General features: G+C 64.8%; 13 protein-coding genes. 7 read left to right on the top strand and 6 right to left on the bottom strand.

Going from position 1 to position 14,207, the window contains the following annotated elements; all coding sequences use genetic code 11:
• Positions 1-156: 156 nt before the first annotated feature.
• Both HDIA_RS16890 and HDIA_RS16885 read left to right on the top strand, forming a co-directional pair.
• Positions 157-633, top strand: a complete 477-nt coding sequence (locus HDIA_RS16890) for a hypothetical protein (protein ID WP_099557227.1) — start codon at positions 157-159, stop codon at positions 631-633.
• Positions 634-864: 231 nt separating this feature from the next.
• A complete protein-coding gene (locus tag HDIA_RS16885; protein ID WP_099557226.1) occupies positions 865-1,065 on the top strand; it encodes a hypothetical protein in 201 nt (66 codons plus the stop codon).
• A 50-nt stretch (positions 1,066-1,115) separates the two neighbouring features.
• On the opposite strand, the gene HDIA_RS16880 is transcribed toward HDIA_RS16885, so the two are convergent.
• From HDIA_RS16880 to HDIA_RS16860, 5 genes are all read right to left on the bottom strand, one after another.
• On the bottom strand, positions 1,116-2,552 hold the full coding sequence (locus tag HDIA_RS16880; protein ID WP_099557225.1) for a hypothetical protein: 1,437 nt from the start codon (positions 2,550-2,552) through the stop codon (positions 1,116-1,118).
• Positions 2,553-2,555: 3 nt separating this feature from the next.
• The gene (locus HDIA_RS16875) at positions 2,556-3,128 is read right to left on the bottom strand and encodes a hypothetical protein (protein WP_099557224.1); all 573 of its coding nucleotides are present in this window, start codon (positions 3,126-3,128) and stop codon (positions 2,556-2,558) included.
• On the bottom strand, positions 3,109-4,524 hold the full coding sequence (locus HDIA_RS16870; RefSeq protein ID WP_099557223.1) for a hypothetical protein: 1,416 nt from the start codon (positions 4,522-4,524) through the stop codon (positions 3,109-3,111). Before HDIA_RS16870 ends, HDIA_RS16875 begins: the two co-directional genes overlap by 20 nt.
• Positions 4,525-4,589: 65 nt before the next feature.
• Positions 4,590-5,582 (bottom strand): hypothetical protein, encoded by a 993-nt coding sequence (locus tag HDIA_RS16865; RefSeq protein WP_099557222.1) that lies wholly within the window; start codon positions 5,580-5,582, stop codon positions 4,590-4,592.
• A gap of 53 nt (positions 5,583-5,635) precedes the next feature.
• Complete coding sequence (locus HDIA_RS16860; RefSeq protein ID WP_099557221.1) at positions 5,636-6,268, bottom strand: OmpA family protein; 633 nt, start codon at positions 6,266-6,268, stop codon at positions 5,636-5,638.
• A 346-nt stretch (positions 6,269-6,614) separates the two neighbouring features.
• Here HDIA_RS16860 and HDIA_RS16855 point away from each other — a divergent pair, with 346 nt between their 5' ends.
• The 5 genes from HDIA_RS16855 to HDIA_RS16835 all read left to right on the top strand — a co-directional run bounded on the left by HDIA_RS16855 (position 6,615) and on the right by HDIA_RS16835 (position 13,256).
• Positions 6,615-7,388: a hypothetical protein gene (locus HDIA_RS16855; RefSeq protein ID WP_099557220.1), complete on the top strand. Its 774-nt coding sequence runs from the start codon at positions 6,615-6,617 to the stop codon at positions 7,386-7,388.
• Between the two features lie 221 nt (positions 7,389-7,609).
• Positions 7,610-8,566 carry a S1 family peptidase gene (locus HDIA_RS16850; protein WP_157775703.1) on the top strand — a complete coding sequence of 319 codons (957 nt, stop codon included), beginning with the start codon at positions 7,610-7,612 and terminating at the stop codon, positions 8,564-8,566.
• Positions 8,567-8,630: 64 nt separating this feature from the next.
• Positions 8,631-9,125, top strand: coding sequence for a glycine zipper domain-containing protein (locus tag HDIA_RS16845; protein ID WP_157775702.1), 495 nt, complete (start codon positions 8,631-8,633; stop codon positions 9,123-9,125).
• An 84-nt stretch (positions 9,126-9,209) separates the two neighbouring features.
• On the top strand, positions 9,210-11,030 hold the full coding sequence (locus tag HDIA_RS16840) for a hypothetical protein (protein WP_157775701.1): 1,821 nt from the start codon (positions 9,210-9,212) through the stop codon (positions 11,028-11,030).
• A gap of 327 nt (positions 11,031-11,357) precedes the next feature.
• Positions 11,358-13,256: a bifunctional sugar phosphate isomerase/epimerase/4-hydroxyphenylpyruvate dioxygenase family protein gene (locus HDIA_RS16835; protein WP_099557216.1), complete on the top strand. Its 1,899-nt coding sequence runs from the start codon at positions 11,358-11,360 to the stop codon at positions 13,254-13,256.
• Between the two features lie 121 nt (positions 13,257-13,377).
• Here HDIA_RS16835 and HDIA_RS16830 read toward each other — a convergent pair whose 3' ends face one another.
• Positions 13,378-14,181, bottom strand: a complete 804-nt coding sequence (locus tag HDIA_RS16830; protein ID WP_245883921.1) for a metallophosphoesterase family protein — start codon at positions 14,179-14,181, stop codon at positions 13,378-13,380.
• Positions 14,182-14,207 lie beyond the last annotated feature (26 nt).

Raw genomic sequence — 14,207 nt, 5'->3', positions numbered from 1 at the left:
CGTCCGCGGGGTTCTGACTTATGCCGATCAACCTTGATTTGTCGACCGTCCACGACAACTGTTGGAGATTGAATTGCGTCCTGGGTCGAGAGTGCGCATGATGAAGGAATATTCGTTCATGCGACGGCGAGAACCACAGGCAGGGCAGGTGCGACCATGGATCGTTCGCATTACGGACCTTTCTCGGATTGGGTGACCGGCAGCCGGATCGAATGGGGCGTTCTTGCCGCGCAATCCCAGGTGATGCTGCGGCTGCTGGCCGCCATCGATGTTGCCTGCGTTGACGCCGGGCGCGTCGAGCTCAAGTCCGATACCGAGCACGTGTGGGCTGCAGCCACGCTCCTCGACGGGATGATCCGTCTGGTCCTGAGCGATCCGAACGCGATCGACGGGCTTGCCGGCGACGGGATACCCGGCGAGGTGGGATCAACGATCCGCGCCGGGTTGAGCAAACCGCTCGATGCCATCGTGGAGAACTGCAGCAGCCTTGCCGACGATCTCGCCGCCGATCGCTCGGCGGTGCCGCTGGCAACGCGCTTCCAGCAGATCGGATTGCACGCGCGGCAGATGCGCCAAACCGTGCAATTCCTCTCCACGTTCAATCGTACCCTGCTGCCCCAATACCAATCCTGATCGACTCGCGCCATGAGCGGTGGGCGGATGCCGGACTAGACTTTGTCCTTGGCAATTGTTGTCGATTCTGATCAAGAATTTCGAGACTTTCGATTAGCCGGATCATGAAAACCGGATGAAAAGACCGAATTCCGGTGAATCGATTGCTTACCAAATGCGGTTGCATTGATGCAGATCAATCGTGAGCCTGCCGGGCGGGCCTATCGTCTCCTTATTGAAGGAGTTACGAATATGCTGAAGGTCGCAGTGCTCATCTGGATCATGCTTGGTGTCACGCTTGCCGGTTCCTTCGTGACTGTCATCGTGACGGTGCCCTCGCTCTACGCGGACGGGATGAGGCTCATCCCCCTGGTGGCAGGAGCAGGATTTCTTCTCGCCATGCCGCTGGCGTTTCTGGTGGCGAAGCGGATCTACACCTCTCCGCGTCACTGAGCGGTGTGGCGGCGGCTTCTGCGGGCCATACGCCTTGCGTTTAGGTCTGGTCAGAGCCAGTCGAGTTGCACGGCGGGATGGCTGCCATTGCCCGCAAGGCGAATGACGGCAATCGATATGCGGCGGTCTCCGAGGACAACGGACGCGCGAGCGTAGCCTTGGATGACGAGCGCAGGCCCGCCTTGGGCAGTGACCGTTCGCGTGCCGATGTTCATCAAATCCGCCTTCATCGCGCCTGAAAGCTCGATCTGCCAGTCCGGCTTCATCGACAAGGCAACGCCACACGCGCCGGGTGGCAGCGTCACCTCGCTGCCGGCCTCCGTTGTCGTCACCGTCAACGGTTGATGCCGTGCAGCGATTGCCGACGTCATCAGGGCGAAACAACTGGCGCCTTCGGGCGCCATGAGCGCGGCGATGGCAAAGCCTTCCGGCAGAGTTGGAGCAGGCGAGGCGTCCGGCGCCGTGCTGGGGGATGCGTTTGAGCCCGGCGCGCTTGCGTCCGATGCGGTCTCGTCTGCCGCGGTCTCATCCGCTGTGGCGTTTGCCGGCTCGGGCAACGGGTCCGGTGGCCGACTGGCAGGAAGAGGCTCGGAAGTTGCCTCCTGCGCGACGTCTTCACCCGCCGGTTCTCCAAACCAGCTGGCCTGAAGGGCGGCAAACCCGCCGGCCGCCATGAGAACGAGAACCAACCCGGCAAGGACGGACCGCTTTTTCCAGACGGAGGATGAGGGGCTGGCCTTGGAGCCGGCCTTCGTCGCGGTGGCAGGAGATTGCTGTCCTGCTGGGCTCCGCGTAGCTGTGTCGGCTGAGCCTTTGCTGGCTTTCGTGTCATTGCCATGGGTGGAGGCGGACGCGCGGAGGGCCGCGAGGGCGTCGCCGACATTGCGGCAGCGATGGTAGCGGATGCGATCCCTCGCAGGCGATCCCGTCAACAGCCTTTCCGCCCCGGCGAGTTCGCTCTCCGGGGCGCTTGCGGGCAGGAGCACAAAGGCCGGTTGTCCGGATTTCTCGATGACAGAGAGGATCGCGGCCATCTTGTTTTCAAGCGCGTAGGTCTCGGCCCGGAACGTCTGGTCGGCGAGTGGCCGGCCCGGATCGAAGGCGAGCGAGCCGGTCGCGAACAGGAGAGGCATATCGTCCGTCTTGCCGACCGACGCCAAGACATCGGCAAGAGAGTCGTGGTTCTCGCGCAGGAGATGGGCCAGCAATACGGGCAGGTTCCAGCTGTCGCCGCTGTCGATGTCGTGGGTCAGCTGGAGGATATACATCGCCGCCTGCTGGTCGGGATCGGCAAGCGCGAGCGGTCCGGCGTCGGAGGTGAAGGCGCGATAGGAGCCAGACATCCTGAGCGGCTCGAAGGACTGGTCGCGCAGGACCACAGAGCGGGCGTGCCCGCCCGCCTGCCGTCTGGTGATCGACAGGATTTCGACCGTTCCGGCGGGCGTTGGAATGAAGATGCGCGCGGGGAAGGCCTGCGACGAGCGCATCTCCTACTCCAGGGCGATCAGGGCGGTCGGCTCGGCCAGGATACCGATGATGTCGGCCTGATCGGGATTGTCGTGGGCGAAATACATCTCGATCAGCCCGTCCTGCGGTTCGGGCAGCGGCAGCACCAGCGACTGTTCGCCGGTTTCGGCGCGCAGGACGTGGGGAACGCGGGCCGCATCGTTCAGTGCGATCACGAGGGCGGTGAGGCCGCTGTCGGGGTCGGCTTCGAGGCTGAAGCCATAGTCGCCGATCTGCCGCGCGGTCGCTCCGGAATCGGCGGCCGCAAAGGCCATCTGCGAGCAGGCGATCGACTGCGCGGCCATCATGCGGGCAAGGGCGGTCCGGGCGGCCGGGTCGGTGCGTATCATCCGCATGGCGGCAAAGTCGACCGGGTCACCCGGCCGGCGCCGGGCATGACGCCAGAGGGCGGCGTGATCGACGGGCGCGCGGACCGATGCGCCGATCCGCTCCTCGAAGCGGCGGACGGTGCGCTCGGTGTTGGCGACGTTCGCGATCAGGCCCGCCTCGATATCGGCGATGAGTTCGTAGTCGGCCTCAAAGGCAGTGGAGGTCATCGGTCTTCTCCAAAACGCTGAAGAGGCGGTGGAAGGCCTCGGTAAAGATGGGCAGGTCCTCGGCGTGGCGGCCGCAATGGGCGCTCGCCGTCTCGTTGAAATGGCGCAGTTCGCCGATCACCTGGGCGATCGCCGAACGGCTGGGCGCGAGGGCCGCCGCGATCTCGTCCAGCGGCGCGTCGAAGCCTTCGCGGCGGATCCGCTGGCGCTTCGGCAGGCTGACGCCGCTTTCGCCGTCCGGCCCGTTCGAGGCTTCCACGAGCAGGACCGCGACGTTGACGAGGTGGCCGAGCACAGCGTTGCTCGCGGCAAGCTGGGCCGCGTAGTCGCGGTCGGGCTGCAAGCTCTTCGGCGCCTTGCCCGGCTGCTGGCCGAGTTGCCGCGCAAGCCGGTCCTGGAAGCTGCTGAAGACCTGCGACCGCAGCACCGTCAGCGTCCTGTCCCGATGCAGCGGGGCAAGCGACAGGATGCCCGTCAAAAGGTCCCGCTCCGGTCCGGTCAACACCTTGGGGCTGTCCGGAATCTCGGCGATCCAGCCGGCCGGACCGAGATCCGTCTCGTCGGGACCTGTGGAAAGCCCGTCGCCGTCGGCAAGGTCGCCGATGACGTCGAGAGCCTGGTCGGCATGGACGCGCGAACGTGTCCTGCGTTCGCGTATGGCCCGCTCCAGCTGGAGGCAGCGCCGTGCGACCGTCTCGAACAGGGTGCGCTCGCCGTTGTCCACCAGATGCAGCCAGGCGCCGAGAATGACGGCATCGCTGGCGCGGGAAAATCCCTTCTCGCCGCCTTCCTGCGTGAGGACATAGGCGGCAAGGGCACCGTTGCGCCGCATCAGGTCCTGTTCGGGAAAATGCGCCATCCGGTAGGCGTAGACGACGCGGCCAAGCGCCCGGGTCATCGTCTGCACGGATGTTTCCAGTCTGCTTTCCCCGGTTTCGATCTCGTCGAGGGCCGTCTTCACGTCGGCGAAGAACTGAAGCCCGTCGGCGACCAGCAGGAAATGCACGAAAGCCAGAGCCTCGGCGATCTGCCGGGAGGTGAGGCGGAAGGCCAGACCCGGCAGGGCGAAGCTCGCCGTGTCGGCGCCGTCCGTTTCATTCTCCCGCATCAGCCCGGAGAGGCGCGACGTGAGAGCGCTCCGTCCCGAAACCCGCGGGTCGAGGCAGCATTCCACCAGGAAATCGCCCCGGTCCGCGGCAGTCTCCGGCCCGACGAGCGCCAGCATGTGCAGCGCGTGGGCGGCGACGAGGCAGGCCCCGTCGTGGCGGCCGGCAGCGGTGCCGGCGAGTGCCTGAACGAGCCTGAGCGTTTGTCCCTCCGTCAGCCGGCGCAGATCGGCGATGTCGACCACGTCGGTCTTGGTCTGCTCGTCGATCTGGTGGGAGAGGGACTGCATGGCGCTCGGCTTGGTCTCGTCGAGTATGAGGCGGCGGTGGGATCCTGCTCCCGCCGCCGGACTTGTCAGCGGGTCCGGACCTGCGTGACCTCGAACACGTTGCCGGTCTGCGAGACGGTGCCCTTGGTGTTGGCGTAGTCGAGCAGCAGGCGAAGGTTCCGCGACAGGCGGGCATCGCCCGAGGAGGTGTCGTAGGTGAACTCGACGAGCCCCCGCATGCTGCGGATCGTTGCATGATGCGTGTAGCAGCCGAAGGACGCCAGCAGGGATTCGAACTGGTTGATCTGGGCGTCCTCGAATTCCTTGAAGCGGATGATGAAGGTGTCGGGCATGCCCACGCAGCCGTTGCCGGCGGTGTTGGCGGTGGCCGGCTGGGCGGGAGCGACCTGCAGGGCCGGGCCGGAGTTGTCGGCAAAGGGCGCGCCGCCGGCGTCTCCGACAATCGCGGGCGAACTGGGGATGACGAAACCGGCCAGCTTGTCGGCCAGCGTTTCGGCAAGGGCATTGCCGAGATCGCCGGCATAGTCGCCGATGTTCTCAAGCAGGCAGTCGCGGTCCTCGCAGGAGCGGGGCAGGGGCTGCAGCGGGAATTCCTTCACCTCGAAGGAACCGATGAACTGGCCGCTCTGGACGTTGAGCATGCGGCCGGCGATGCGGACCTTGGGGCGGGCGAGGGGGGCGTAGTCGCCCTTGATGACGGAGGCATAGATCTGGAAGATCACCGCGACGTTGATCTTCGGCGTCGCCGAGCGGGCGATCTCGAGGAATTCCGCGTCGGTGCGCCGGATCCGGTGGGCCTCGGTATAGCCCATGGTGACTGCGGTCTCGTCAAACACCTGGAAGCCGCGCAGGTTGAGCGATTCCTGGATGCGGGCGATGACGCGGTTGAAGATGCGGTTGTCGCGCGGGATGGTGTCCTCGTCGGCATCGTCGGAGAAGACCATCACGGTGACATTGCGGCTCATCAGGTCGCTTTGCGGAACGGTCTGGGCGCAGGCTGGCGCGGCGAAGGCGGCAAGCAGGGCGAAGGCACCGAAAACTCTGGAATGAAAAGACATTGTAACCCCCTGAAAATGAATTGGCCGGACGTGTGACAGCCCTCCGGCGTTGATCACTGGATCTCGGCGACGAGGCTCACCTCGACGCGGCGGTTGATACCGGCAGTCGGCTGGTCGGGACGGCGCAGCTGCGTCTCGCCGAAACCGGCGGTGTAAAGGCGTGAGGGATCGATCGGGAAGGCGTCGATCAGGTATCGGGCGACCGCAATGGCGCGGCGGGCGGACAGGTCGAGATTGTAGGCGGCGTCCCCCTTGGCGTCGGTGTGGCCGGCGACGAGGAAATCGTAACGCGACAGTTCCGCCGAGGAGAGAGCGCGTCCGAGTTCGCGCAGCGATGCCTTGGCCGATGGCGTCAGGGCGGCGCTGTCGAATTCGAAGAAGACATCGAAGTCGAGGCTGTAGGCGCGATCGATGACGATCGTGACGGGCCGCGAGCGGATCGAATGAGCGTGCACGGTGGCCGGCTGGCGAATGAGCCGCGTTGCGCGCTTGTCTGTGCCGCCGGGCGAAGGCGACGTGATCGTGCTTTGGGACGACGGTGCCGTCGGCGCCAGCTGGCGGATGATGGATGTGGCCGAGGCATCGGTCCCACCGGCGACGGCGGGGGCTTCAGCTCCGGCGAGAATGGCCGCGCAGGAAAATGCGGCAATGACCCAATGGCGCGTCGATCGGCAAATACGTGGCATGGCAGCGGTCCCCCAAGTAGGCTCTGTCGAACTCGATCACGGTCATGGCCAATTCAGCCCCGATTTCGCCATGCCCGGAAAAATTTCTTCTTGTTGAGGTCCGAGAGCAACTTTCCGCAATGCAATTGATAGAATTGAACGTTGCTGCTTGTAAAGATTTACAACCCAGCGGGTCTGTCTGGTTAAGGCAGTCTTTCCACTTCTGGTTAACATGAACGCCTGCAGGACATTCGTCGTTTTTTCGGGCGCTGCCGGCAAAACGGGTGCAGGCCTGTCCATGCCGTCGGCAACAGCGCCAAGGACATCGCGGTGACGCGGTCCGGCGCACGACCGAAGGATCAGGACCATGGTTGCCCGTCGCAGGACTTTCCTCGTCGCCATCGTTGCGACGCTTCTCAGTGCCTTTTACCCTTCCGCGAAGAGCTTCGCCGCGGGAGAGCAGTCGCTGATGCTGCAATTTCCGAGCCGCAGCATCGAGGCCCGCTTCGACCCGGCCAGGCGCAGCAATCTCACAGTGCGATACGCCCATGCGGCCAAGGAGCTCGGCACTCGCGAAGCCAAGGAGTTCGGGAGTGCCGTGAGCGAGTTGTCCCCGAAGCTCGGGCGCGACGGCCTCGTGCTGATGACGGTCGGCTTCCAGGTCGGCAATTCGGCCGACCGGGCGCTTGCCTATACCCGTGCCCAGGCGCTTCGCTCCAAGTTCCTGTCCACCGTCCCCTCGATGAAGCCGGAGCGGTTGGTGATCGCGGCGCTCGGCATGGCCAGCAATCGCGGGGGCGTTGCCACCGACGTGTCGGTGATGCCGATCCGGCTTGCCAATGCCCCGGCCGACGCGGCGCGAACAGTCGCCCTCGACTCCGCCTTTGTCGGTCCGGTCTATGCGTTCGACGGCCAGGTGCCGATGCCGGTCGCGCGCGGCACCGCCCCCGGCGCGCCCTCGCCCCGTCCCCAGCCCGCCATGCCGCGGGTCCGGGTCACGAACGAGCGTCCGGTCACCGTTCCGGTCTATGAGGCTGCCCCCGACTACCGGCCCGGCGACTGCCCGCGCCCGGTGCGTGTCCTCGACGATTTCTATCCGGGCGGGCCGATCGTGCCCTGTGGCCGGCCCGGGCAACGCTGATCGGCGTTGCACGGCCGTCGCTGGCCCTCGCCAGAATGCGGTCGCCCGTTTACCGAGCGCGCAAGGAGTGACCTTTCGAGACTGCCCAATGGCTTGACTCCGCGCGCAATGGTATGGTCACTGAGTGTATTGACGGGGCAAGACACAACCGAATTTTTCAATTTTACGCCGCTTTGAGACTGGCGACTTTCCAGGAGACTGTATTTCGAGGGGGGCCCACAATGACGTTCAAGTCAAAACTGGCTTGTTTGGTCGCTGCGTATTGCCTGGTCGCCCCTCTTGCCGCGGGTGCGGCCAATCTCAATGACCTGATCGGCGGCTCAAGCGGCGCGGCGTCGCCGCCGGCTTCCACCGCCAAGAAGTCCCCGTCCAGCTCCCTGCCGCTCGGTGGCGTGCTCGGCGGACGGGGAACGCACAAACTTTCCAAGGACGAGCTCAGGGCTGCGGCCCATGAGGCCGTCGTCTTTGTCGTCAACTTCGGCGAGACCAAGGCCGAAGACGGCAGCATCAAGGAGACCCTTTCCACGGGAACGGGGTTCTTTCTCGATCCGCAGACCCTGCTCACGAACAGCCATGTCGTCGACGGGGCATCGATGCTTCTCGTCTCGATTGCCGGCCAGACCTATGTCAAGGCCACTGTCCTGGCAGATTCCCACGCCGCCCGGAACAAGCGCGAGGACTTCGCGCTGCTGCGCATCGAAAAGCCGCTCGGCCAATCCATGCTGGAGATCGGCGAGCCGGTGGAAAGCCTCTCGGACGTCTATGCGATCGGGTTTCCGGGTGTCGTCGGCAAGAACGACCAGCGACGCGCGGATTTCCTGCAGGGAGACCTCTCGGCCGTGCCTGAAGTCGTGATCTCCTCGGGCGCCGTGCAGAATGTCATGGAGCGGAGCAACGGCGTGGAAGTCGTCACGCATTCGGCGCTCATCCATCATGGCAACAGCGGCGGGCCGCTGATCAATGCCTGCGGACAGGTCGTCGGCGTCAACACGTGGGGCGCCATGGACAATGCGACCGTCATCGTGCCAGGCCGGGACCAGGCCGGCAATGTCGTGGCGCAGGAAGGCATTACAAGTGTCGCGACAGGCTTCGCCTTCGCCCAGACCGTCGACGAAATCCGACATTTTCTGAAATCGCGTCATCAATCCTTCCAGCAGGGAGCTGCCTGCAGGGATTGACGACGCGCAACTCGCTGGCCGGCCCCGGGGGGATCGGCAATTGCTATTGGGGAAGCAAATGCAGATGACAAACGTGAAGATGAGCCGGGTGGCGATCGTGGTGGTTGCCGTGGCCGGACTGGGGCTTGCCGGATGCCAGACCTCAGGCAAGGGAGCGACCATGGGCGCCGTGCTCGGCGGCGGTGCCGGCTGCGCGGTGGGCGCGGCCGTTTCGGACAATGCCGGTGCCGGCTGCCTCATCGGCGGTCTCGTCGGCGCCTTCGCCGGTGCGATCATCGGCGATGCGATCGAGCGCCAGCAGCAGCAGCGGGTTGTCTACCGGGCCGCCCGTTCCGGCGGTCAGGCGTCGACCGGCACCTTCAAGAATTCCAAGGGTCAGCGGGTCAAGTACACGGCCAAGCCGACCAAGACCTACAACAAGAAGAGCGACTCGGCGCTGCTGTGCCGCGACATCCAGTACAGCAAGACGGTCGACGGAAAGGCTGCGGGTTCCGGCTCCACGTCCGAGTGCCAGGTGCGCGTTGCGGGCAAGCCGACGTGGGAAGCGCCCGAGGCGTAAGACAGGCTGCCAGAGGCCGGGCGCCGAAGGGGTGTCCGGTCTTCGCCTTTCAGGTGGCGAGACCAGATACATGGGGGTTGTGTTGTGACGGCGATCGTTCGTAGAGGCGGGCTTGTGCTTGCCGTTCTGTCGGGGGTCCTCGCTGCCGCCCGGCCTGCTGCGGCCGACAATCCGCCGCCGCTGGATGTCGGCCGTCCGACGACGGTGCAGACCGAGGCCGTCGCCGACCTCTGGTCCAAGGTCAAGGCGAGCTGCATTCGCGAGACGACGCCAAGGCTGATCGTCGACAATGCCGGGCTTTCCCGAAACAATCCCTATGTCTCGGACCCGCTGCGCAACCTGATGCAGGCCAAGCTCGACGCGGCCTTCGACAGCCTGTTCCAGAGCGAGCAGACCGGATGGCGCCGGGAAATCCCGCCGGCCGATCTGACGACCCTCAGGGCCTATGTGAACGGCGAGGCCTTCGGACCCAACCCGACCGTCGACTTTTATCGCGACAGCTACCTCTTCACCTCGGCCAATGTGACGGCGACGCCGGCAGGCCAGTTCCTGCTGACGCTGAAGGCCCAGGGCCTCGGCGGCTGCGCGGCTCAGTCCACCGCCTTCGTGCTGCCGGAAGACCAGATCGGCGATCCGGTCGAGTCGCTCGATTCCATCTTTGCCAGGGCGGCGAGCGAGATGGTGCGCCAGGCCAAGAACGGCAAGACAACCGTCGTCTATCTTTCCGCCGAGGTGGAAGGCGAGGGCGAGGCGCCGGCGCGCTGGACGGAATCCTTCATCGACCAGACGCGGCTTGCCGTGAACGATGCCCGGGGGAAGATGTCGACCAAGGTCATCGGCTCCGAGCAGGTGATCAAGGTCGAGCCTGTGAGCGCCGAGCCGTCCAGCGACGGCGAGGCATGGAACTCCAACATCAAGGTCGAGCGCAAGCGCAACACCTACCGGGTTCTGGTCAGCATTCTGCTGCCCGGCCAGTCGCAGGACATCGTCGAGCGCGGACTGATCTCGCCCGATTCCCTGCCGCCCATCCCAGTGGAGCAGCTGAGCGATGCCACGTTCACCGGCGCGACGGGCAAGCTCCTGATCCTGACCGAGGAACAGCGCTCTGTCGTCGGCGACTTTGCCAACGCGACCGACGTGCAGGACTATTCCTTCCGCAAGCAGGCCCCGGGCGTGGTGGAGTTCACCGCCGCCGCGACCGATGGCGGTCCCGATCCGGTCGTCGCGGTCTATGACGCCGATGGCCAGATCCTGGACGAAATCCCCAGCCGGGCGCCGATCACCCATCGCTTCCGCATCGGGTCGGGTATCTATCGCCTGCGCATTTCGAACACCAACCGGTCTTCCGCGCAGTACCAGCTCATTTCCCGCGAAGCCGAAGAATCCTTCCGGCCGCTCCTGCCGCCGGGGGCAGAGGTCAAGCGGGAGTTCCGCGACTGGCAGACGGGCGAGATTTTCCAGGATGGACGGCGGGCCTGCTTTGCCATCACCCCGGCCGAACGCTGGGCGCCGAGCAACTGGCGGCCGATCCAGCCCTATATCTGGTTCCTCGTGCCGGAAGACGCGGGCGATGATCCGCTGCTCATCGAGCAGAAGTTCGATGCGGCCGTCTATTACGATCCGCAGTCGCCGATCAGCGGTGCGGTCTTCGGAAGCGGCGGCAGCTGGGGCATCCCTCTCAGCGTCATGAACAATCAGGTCCAGTCCCTTGGACGCGGCGACGCGATGTCGATCGAGAGCCTTGAAGGCCTGACCCAGGGCAACCTGCTCGCCATCGACGGCATGACCCGCGACGGTCAGGTGGCCCACGTCGAATACTCGCTGCGGGGCTATCAGGCCGCGATCAACGAGATGCTCAGCGACTGCGGTCGAAGGGAGATGCGCCAACTGCTGATCCGGCGTTAATGATCCGGACTGGTATCGCTTTCCTTTGCCGGTCCGATTGCATTAGAAATAAATGCATGATGCCTGATGCGGCGTGCGCGAGCACCGCATGCGACAGGCGCCATGGCCATTTCCGGCCAGATGCGGTTTTTAGATTCTTTTGTTGCCAATGACTTTTTGCCTTTCTTGCGGGGCGCACCAATCGGCGAGCGACGTCCGGATGGCGGAGAGGGGTCAGCTCTTTGCCCGCACAAGTCCGCGCGCTGCCGGGGTTTTCCCGAAAAGGTCATCGGTCGCGACCCTGCCTGAAATGGTGGCCGCCGACCTTCTACAGGAGCGCGATGCGCCATGAAGACATCCATCGCCACGGTCTCGATCAGCGGTGACCTGAAGGAAAAGCTGTCGGCCATTGCGCTGGCCGGTTTCGACGGCGTGGAGATCTTCGAGAACGACTTCCTCACCTTCGACGAAACCCCGGCGACCGTCGGCCAGATGGTCCGGGACGCGGGACTCCAAATCACGTTGTTCCAGCCGTTCCGCGACTTCGAGGGGCTGCCGGAGCCGCACCGTTCGCGCGCCTTCGATCGCGCCGAGCGCAAGTTCGACCTGATGCAGGAACTGGGCACCGACCTGATGCTGGTCTGCTCGTCCATCTCGCCGCTGTCGATCGGGGGGATCGACCGGGCCGCGGCCGACTTCGCCGAACTTGGCGAGCGGGCACAGAAGCGGGGCCTGCGCGTCGGCTACGAGGCACTGGCCTGGGGGCGGCATATCAACGACCACCGCGATGCGTGGGAAATCGTGCGCCGTGCCGACCACCCCAATATCGGCATCATTCTCGATTCCTTCCACACGCTGTCGCACAAGATCGATGTGAAATCGATCCGGGCGATTCCGGGCGACCGCATCTTCCTGGTGCAGCTGGCCGACGCGCCGCTGATCGCCATGGACACGCTCTACTGGAGCCGGCATTTCCGCAACATGCCGGGGCAGGGCGACCTGCCGGTCCGGGAGTTCATGCAGGCGGTGGCCTCCACGGGTTACGACGGGCCGCTGTCGCTTGAGATCTTCAACGACCAGTTCCGGGGCGCGTCCGCGAGATCCATCGCCCGTGACGGGCATCGCTCGCTCGTCAACCTGATGGATCAGGTCTACCGGGCGGAGCCGGAAGTCGTGCGCGGGCGGGTGCCGAACATGCCGGCGCCGATCGAGACCTTCGGCATTGAGTTCATCCAATTCGCGGCCGGCGGCGAGGCCGCGGGAGAGCTGTCGCGCCTGTTCAAGGCGGCCGGCTTCACCAGGACGGCCAAGCACGTCTCCAAGGACATCACGCTCTGGCGCCAGGGCGGGGTCAACCTGCTGGTCAATTCGCATACCTCGGGCTTTGCGCGGACGGCCTTTCTCGCCCACGGCATCACGGTCTGCGACATCGGCCTCAAGGTCGAGGACGCGGGGGCGACGGTGGCCCGCGCGGAAGCTCTCGGCGCCGAATCCTTCGTCGAATTCATCGGTCCCGGCGAACTCTCCATTCCCGCCATTCGCGGCCTTGGCGGCGGGCTGATGCATTTCATCGACGAGATGAGCGAGCTGGAGCAACTCTGGGAGATCGATTTTCGCTCCATCGAGCCCGAGGCGCCTGTCGCCGACGCGGCACTGATCGGCATCGACCACATTGCCCAGTCGATGCTGCACGACGAGATGCTGACGTGGCTGCTGTTCTACATTTCCATTTTCGATGCGGAAAAGGCGCCGATGGTGGATGTGGTCGATCCGGCGGGCCTTGTCCGCAGCCAGGTGATCGAGAACGGGAACAAGTCTTTCCGGCTGATCCTCAACGGCGCGGAAAATCCCAGGACGGTGGCCGGGCAGTTCGTTGCGGAAAGCTTCGGATCGGCCGTTCAGCATATCGCCTTCGCGTCATCGGATATCTTCAAGACGGCCGACGCTCTGGAAAAGAACGGCTTTCCCGTGCTGGCGATCTCGCCGAACTATTACGACGATCTGGAAGCGCGGTTCGGGCTCGATCCGGCCTTTTCGGCGCGTCTCAGGGCGGCCAACATCCTTTACGACCGCGATGAGGATGGAGAGTTCTTCCAGCTCTATGGCCGAAGCTTCGGCGAGGGGCTCTTTCTTGAGTTCCTCGAGCGGCGCAACGGATATCGCGGCTACGGGGCCTACAATGCGCCCTTCCGGATCGCTGCCCAGAAGCGGCATCTGAAGCCCGCCGCCAGTCTCGAGACCGCCTGATCCTCGGGTCTTCAGGTGAACTGCACCCTCAGCAAGACGACGCCGGCTGTCGATGCGCCTGCCCATACGTAGCCGTCCTGCGACGCCGTGAAGGCGAACCTGCAAGATCGGTGAGCCAGGGTCAAATGAGGTCGATCTTGCCCTTTTCGAGCCGCAGCACGGTCAGATTGCCGGTGGCGTAGGCGCCCGTATCGATGCAGATCCGGTCGCGCGTGAAAACCGGCTCCTTGGCGGCGACGTGGCCGTGAATGACGGTCATGCCCTCCAGCATCGGTCCGCGACTGATGAAGGGCTCGCGGATCCACATCAGATCCTCGTCGCGCTGCTCCTCAAGGGCGAGGCCGGGCACGATGCCGGCGTGGACGAAAAGATACGGCCCCACCGACAACGTCACGGGCAGCGAGCGCAGGAACTTGATGTGCAGCTGGGGGATGACTTCCCGGACGAGCTCGACGAGTTTTGCCTGGCCGCGCTTGTTGCCGAGAAGAGGCACGACGTCCACGCCGTAGGACATCATCGTCTTGGAGCCGCCGAAATCGATCCAGTTGAGCGAGCGAAGCGGCGAGGCGATGAACTTCAGGAAGGCATCGTCATGATTGCCGCACAAGCAGAGCCGGTGCATGCCCTTGGGGGGAGGCGATGACAGATGCGTCAGGACGTCGGTGGAATTGGGGCCACGGTCGACATAGTCGCCCAGCATGACGATGAGCTTGTGGCCCGAGCGCTGCTCCGCATCGGCGCAGATGCGCCTTTCGGCATCGAGCAGTAACGGATAGCACCCGTGCACGTCGCCAACGGCATAAATGACCAGCCGGTCGTCCTGCGGTAGCGACAACCTGCGACGGCTGACCGGTTCCGGTCCGGCCGTCGCACCCCGACCAAAGCGGTTCTTCAGCAGATCGATCAGCGTCTTCGCTCCAGTCACTCGATACGAGCTTGCGTGAGCCCCCG

Source organism: Hartmannibacter diazotrophicus (genome assembly GCF_900231165.1).
GTDB lineage: Bacteria > Pseudomonadota > Alphaproteobacteria > Rhizobiales > Pleomorphomonadaceae > Hartmannibacter > Hartmannibacter diazotrophicus.
This window is presented reverse-complemented; position numbering and strand designations above follow the sequence as displayed.

Excerpts from the sequence above, each read along its gene's own strand:
- HDIA_RS16890 (WP_099557227.1), top strand. The coding sequence starts at position 157 with ATGGATCGTTCGCATTACGGACCTTTCTCGGATTGGGTGACCGGCAGC.
- HDIA_RS16885 (WP_099557226.1), top strand. The coding sequence starts at position 865 with ATGCTGAAGGTCGCAGTGCTCATCTGGATCATGCTTGGTGTCACGCTT.
- HDIA_RS16880 (WP_099557225.1), bottom strand. The coding sequence starts at position 2,552 with ATGCGCTCGTCGCAGGCCTTCCCCGCGCGCATCTTCATTCCAACGCCC.
- HDIA_RS16875 (WP_099557224.1), bottom strand. The coding sequence starts at position 3,128 with ATGACCTCCACTGCCTTTGAGGCCGACTACGAACTCATCGCCGATATC.
- HDIA_RS16870 (WP_099557223.1), bottom strand. The coding sequence starts at position 4,524 with ATGCAGTCCCTCTCCCACCAGATCGACGAGCAGACCAAGACCGACGTG.
- HDIA_RS16865 (WP_099557222.1), bottom strand. The coding sequence starts at position 5,582 with ATGTCTTTTCATTCCAGAGTTTTCGGTGCCTTCGCCCTGCTTGCCGCC.
- HDIA_RS16860 (WP_099557221.1), bottom strand. The coding sequence starts at position 6,268 with ATGCCACGTATTTGCCGATCGACGCGCCATTGGGTCATTGCCGCATTT.
- HDIA_RS16855 (WP_099557220.1), top strand. The coding sequence starts at position 6,615 with ATGGTTGCCCGTCGCAGGACTTTCCTCGTCGCCATCGTTGCGACGCTT.
- HDIA_RS16850 (WP_157775703.1), top strand. The coding sequence starts at position 7,610 with ATGACGTTCAAGTCAAAACTGGCTTGTTTGGTCGCTGCGTATTGCCTG.
- HDIA_RS16845 (WP_157775702.1), top strand. The coding sequence starts at position 8,631 with ATGACAAACGTGAAGATGAGCCGGGTGGCGATCGTGGTGGTTGCCGTG.
- HDIA_RS16835 (WP_099557216.1), top strand. The coding sequence starts at position 11,358 with ATGAAGACATCCATCGCCACGGTCTCGATCAGCGGTGACCTGAAGGAA.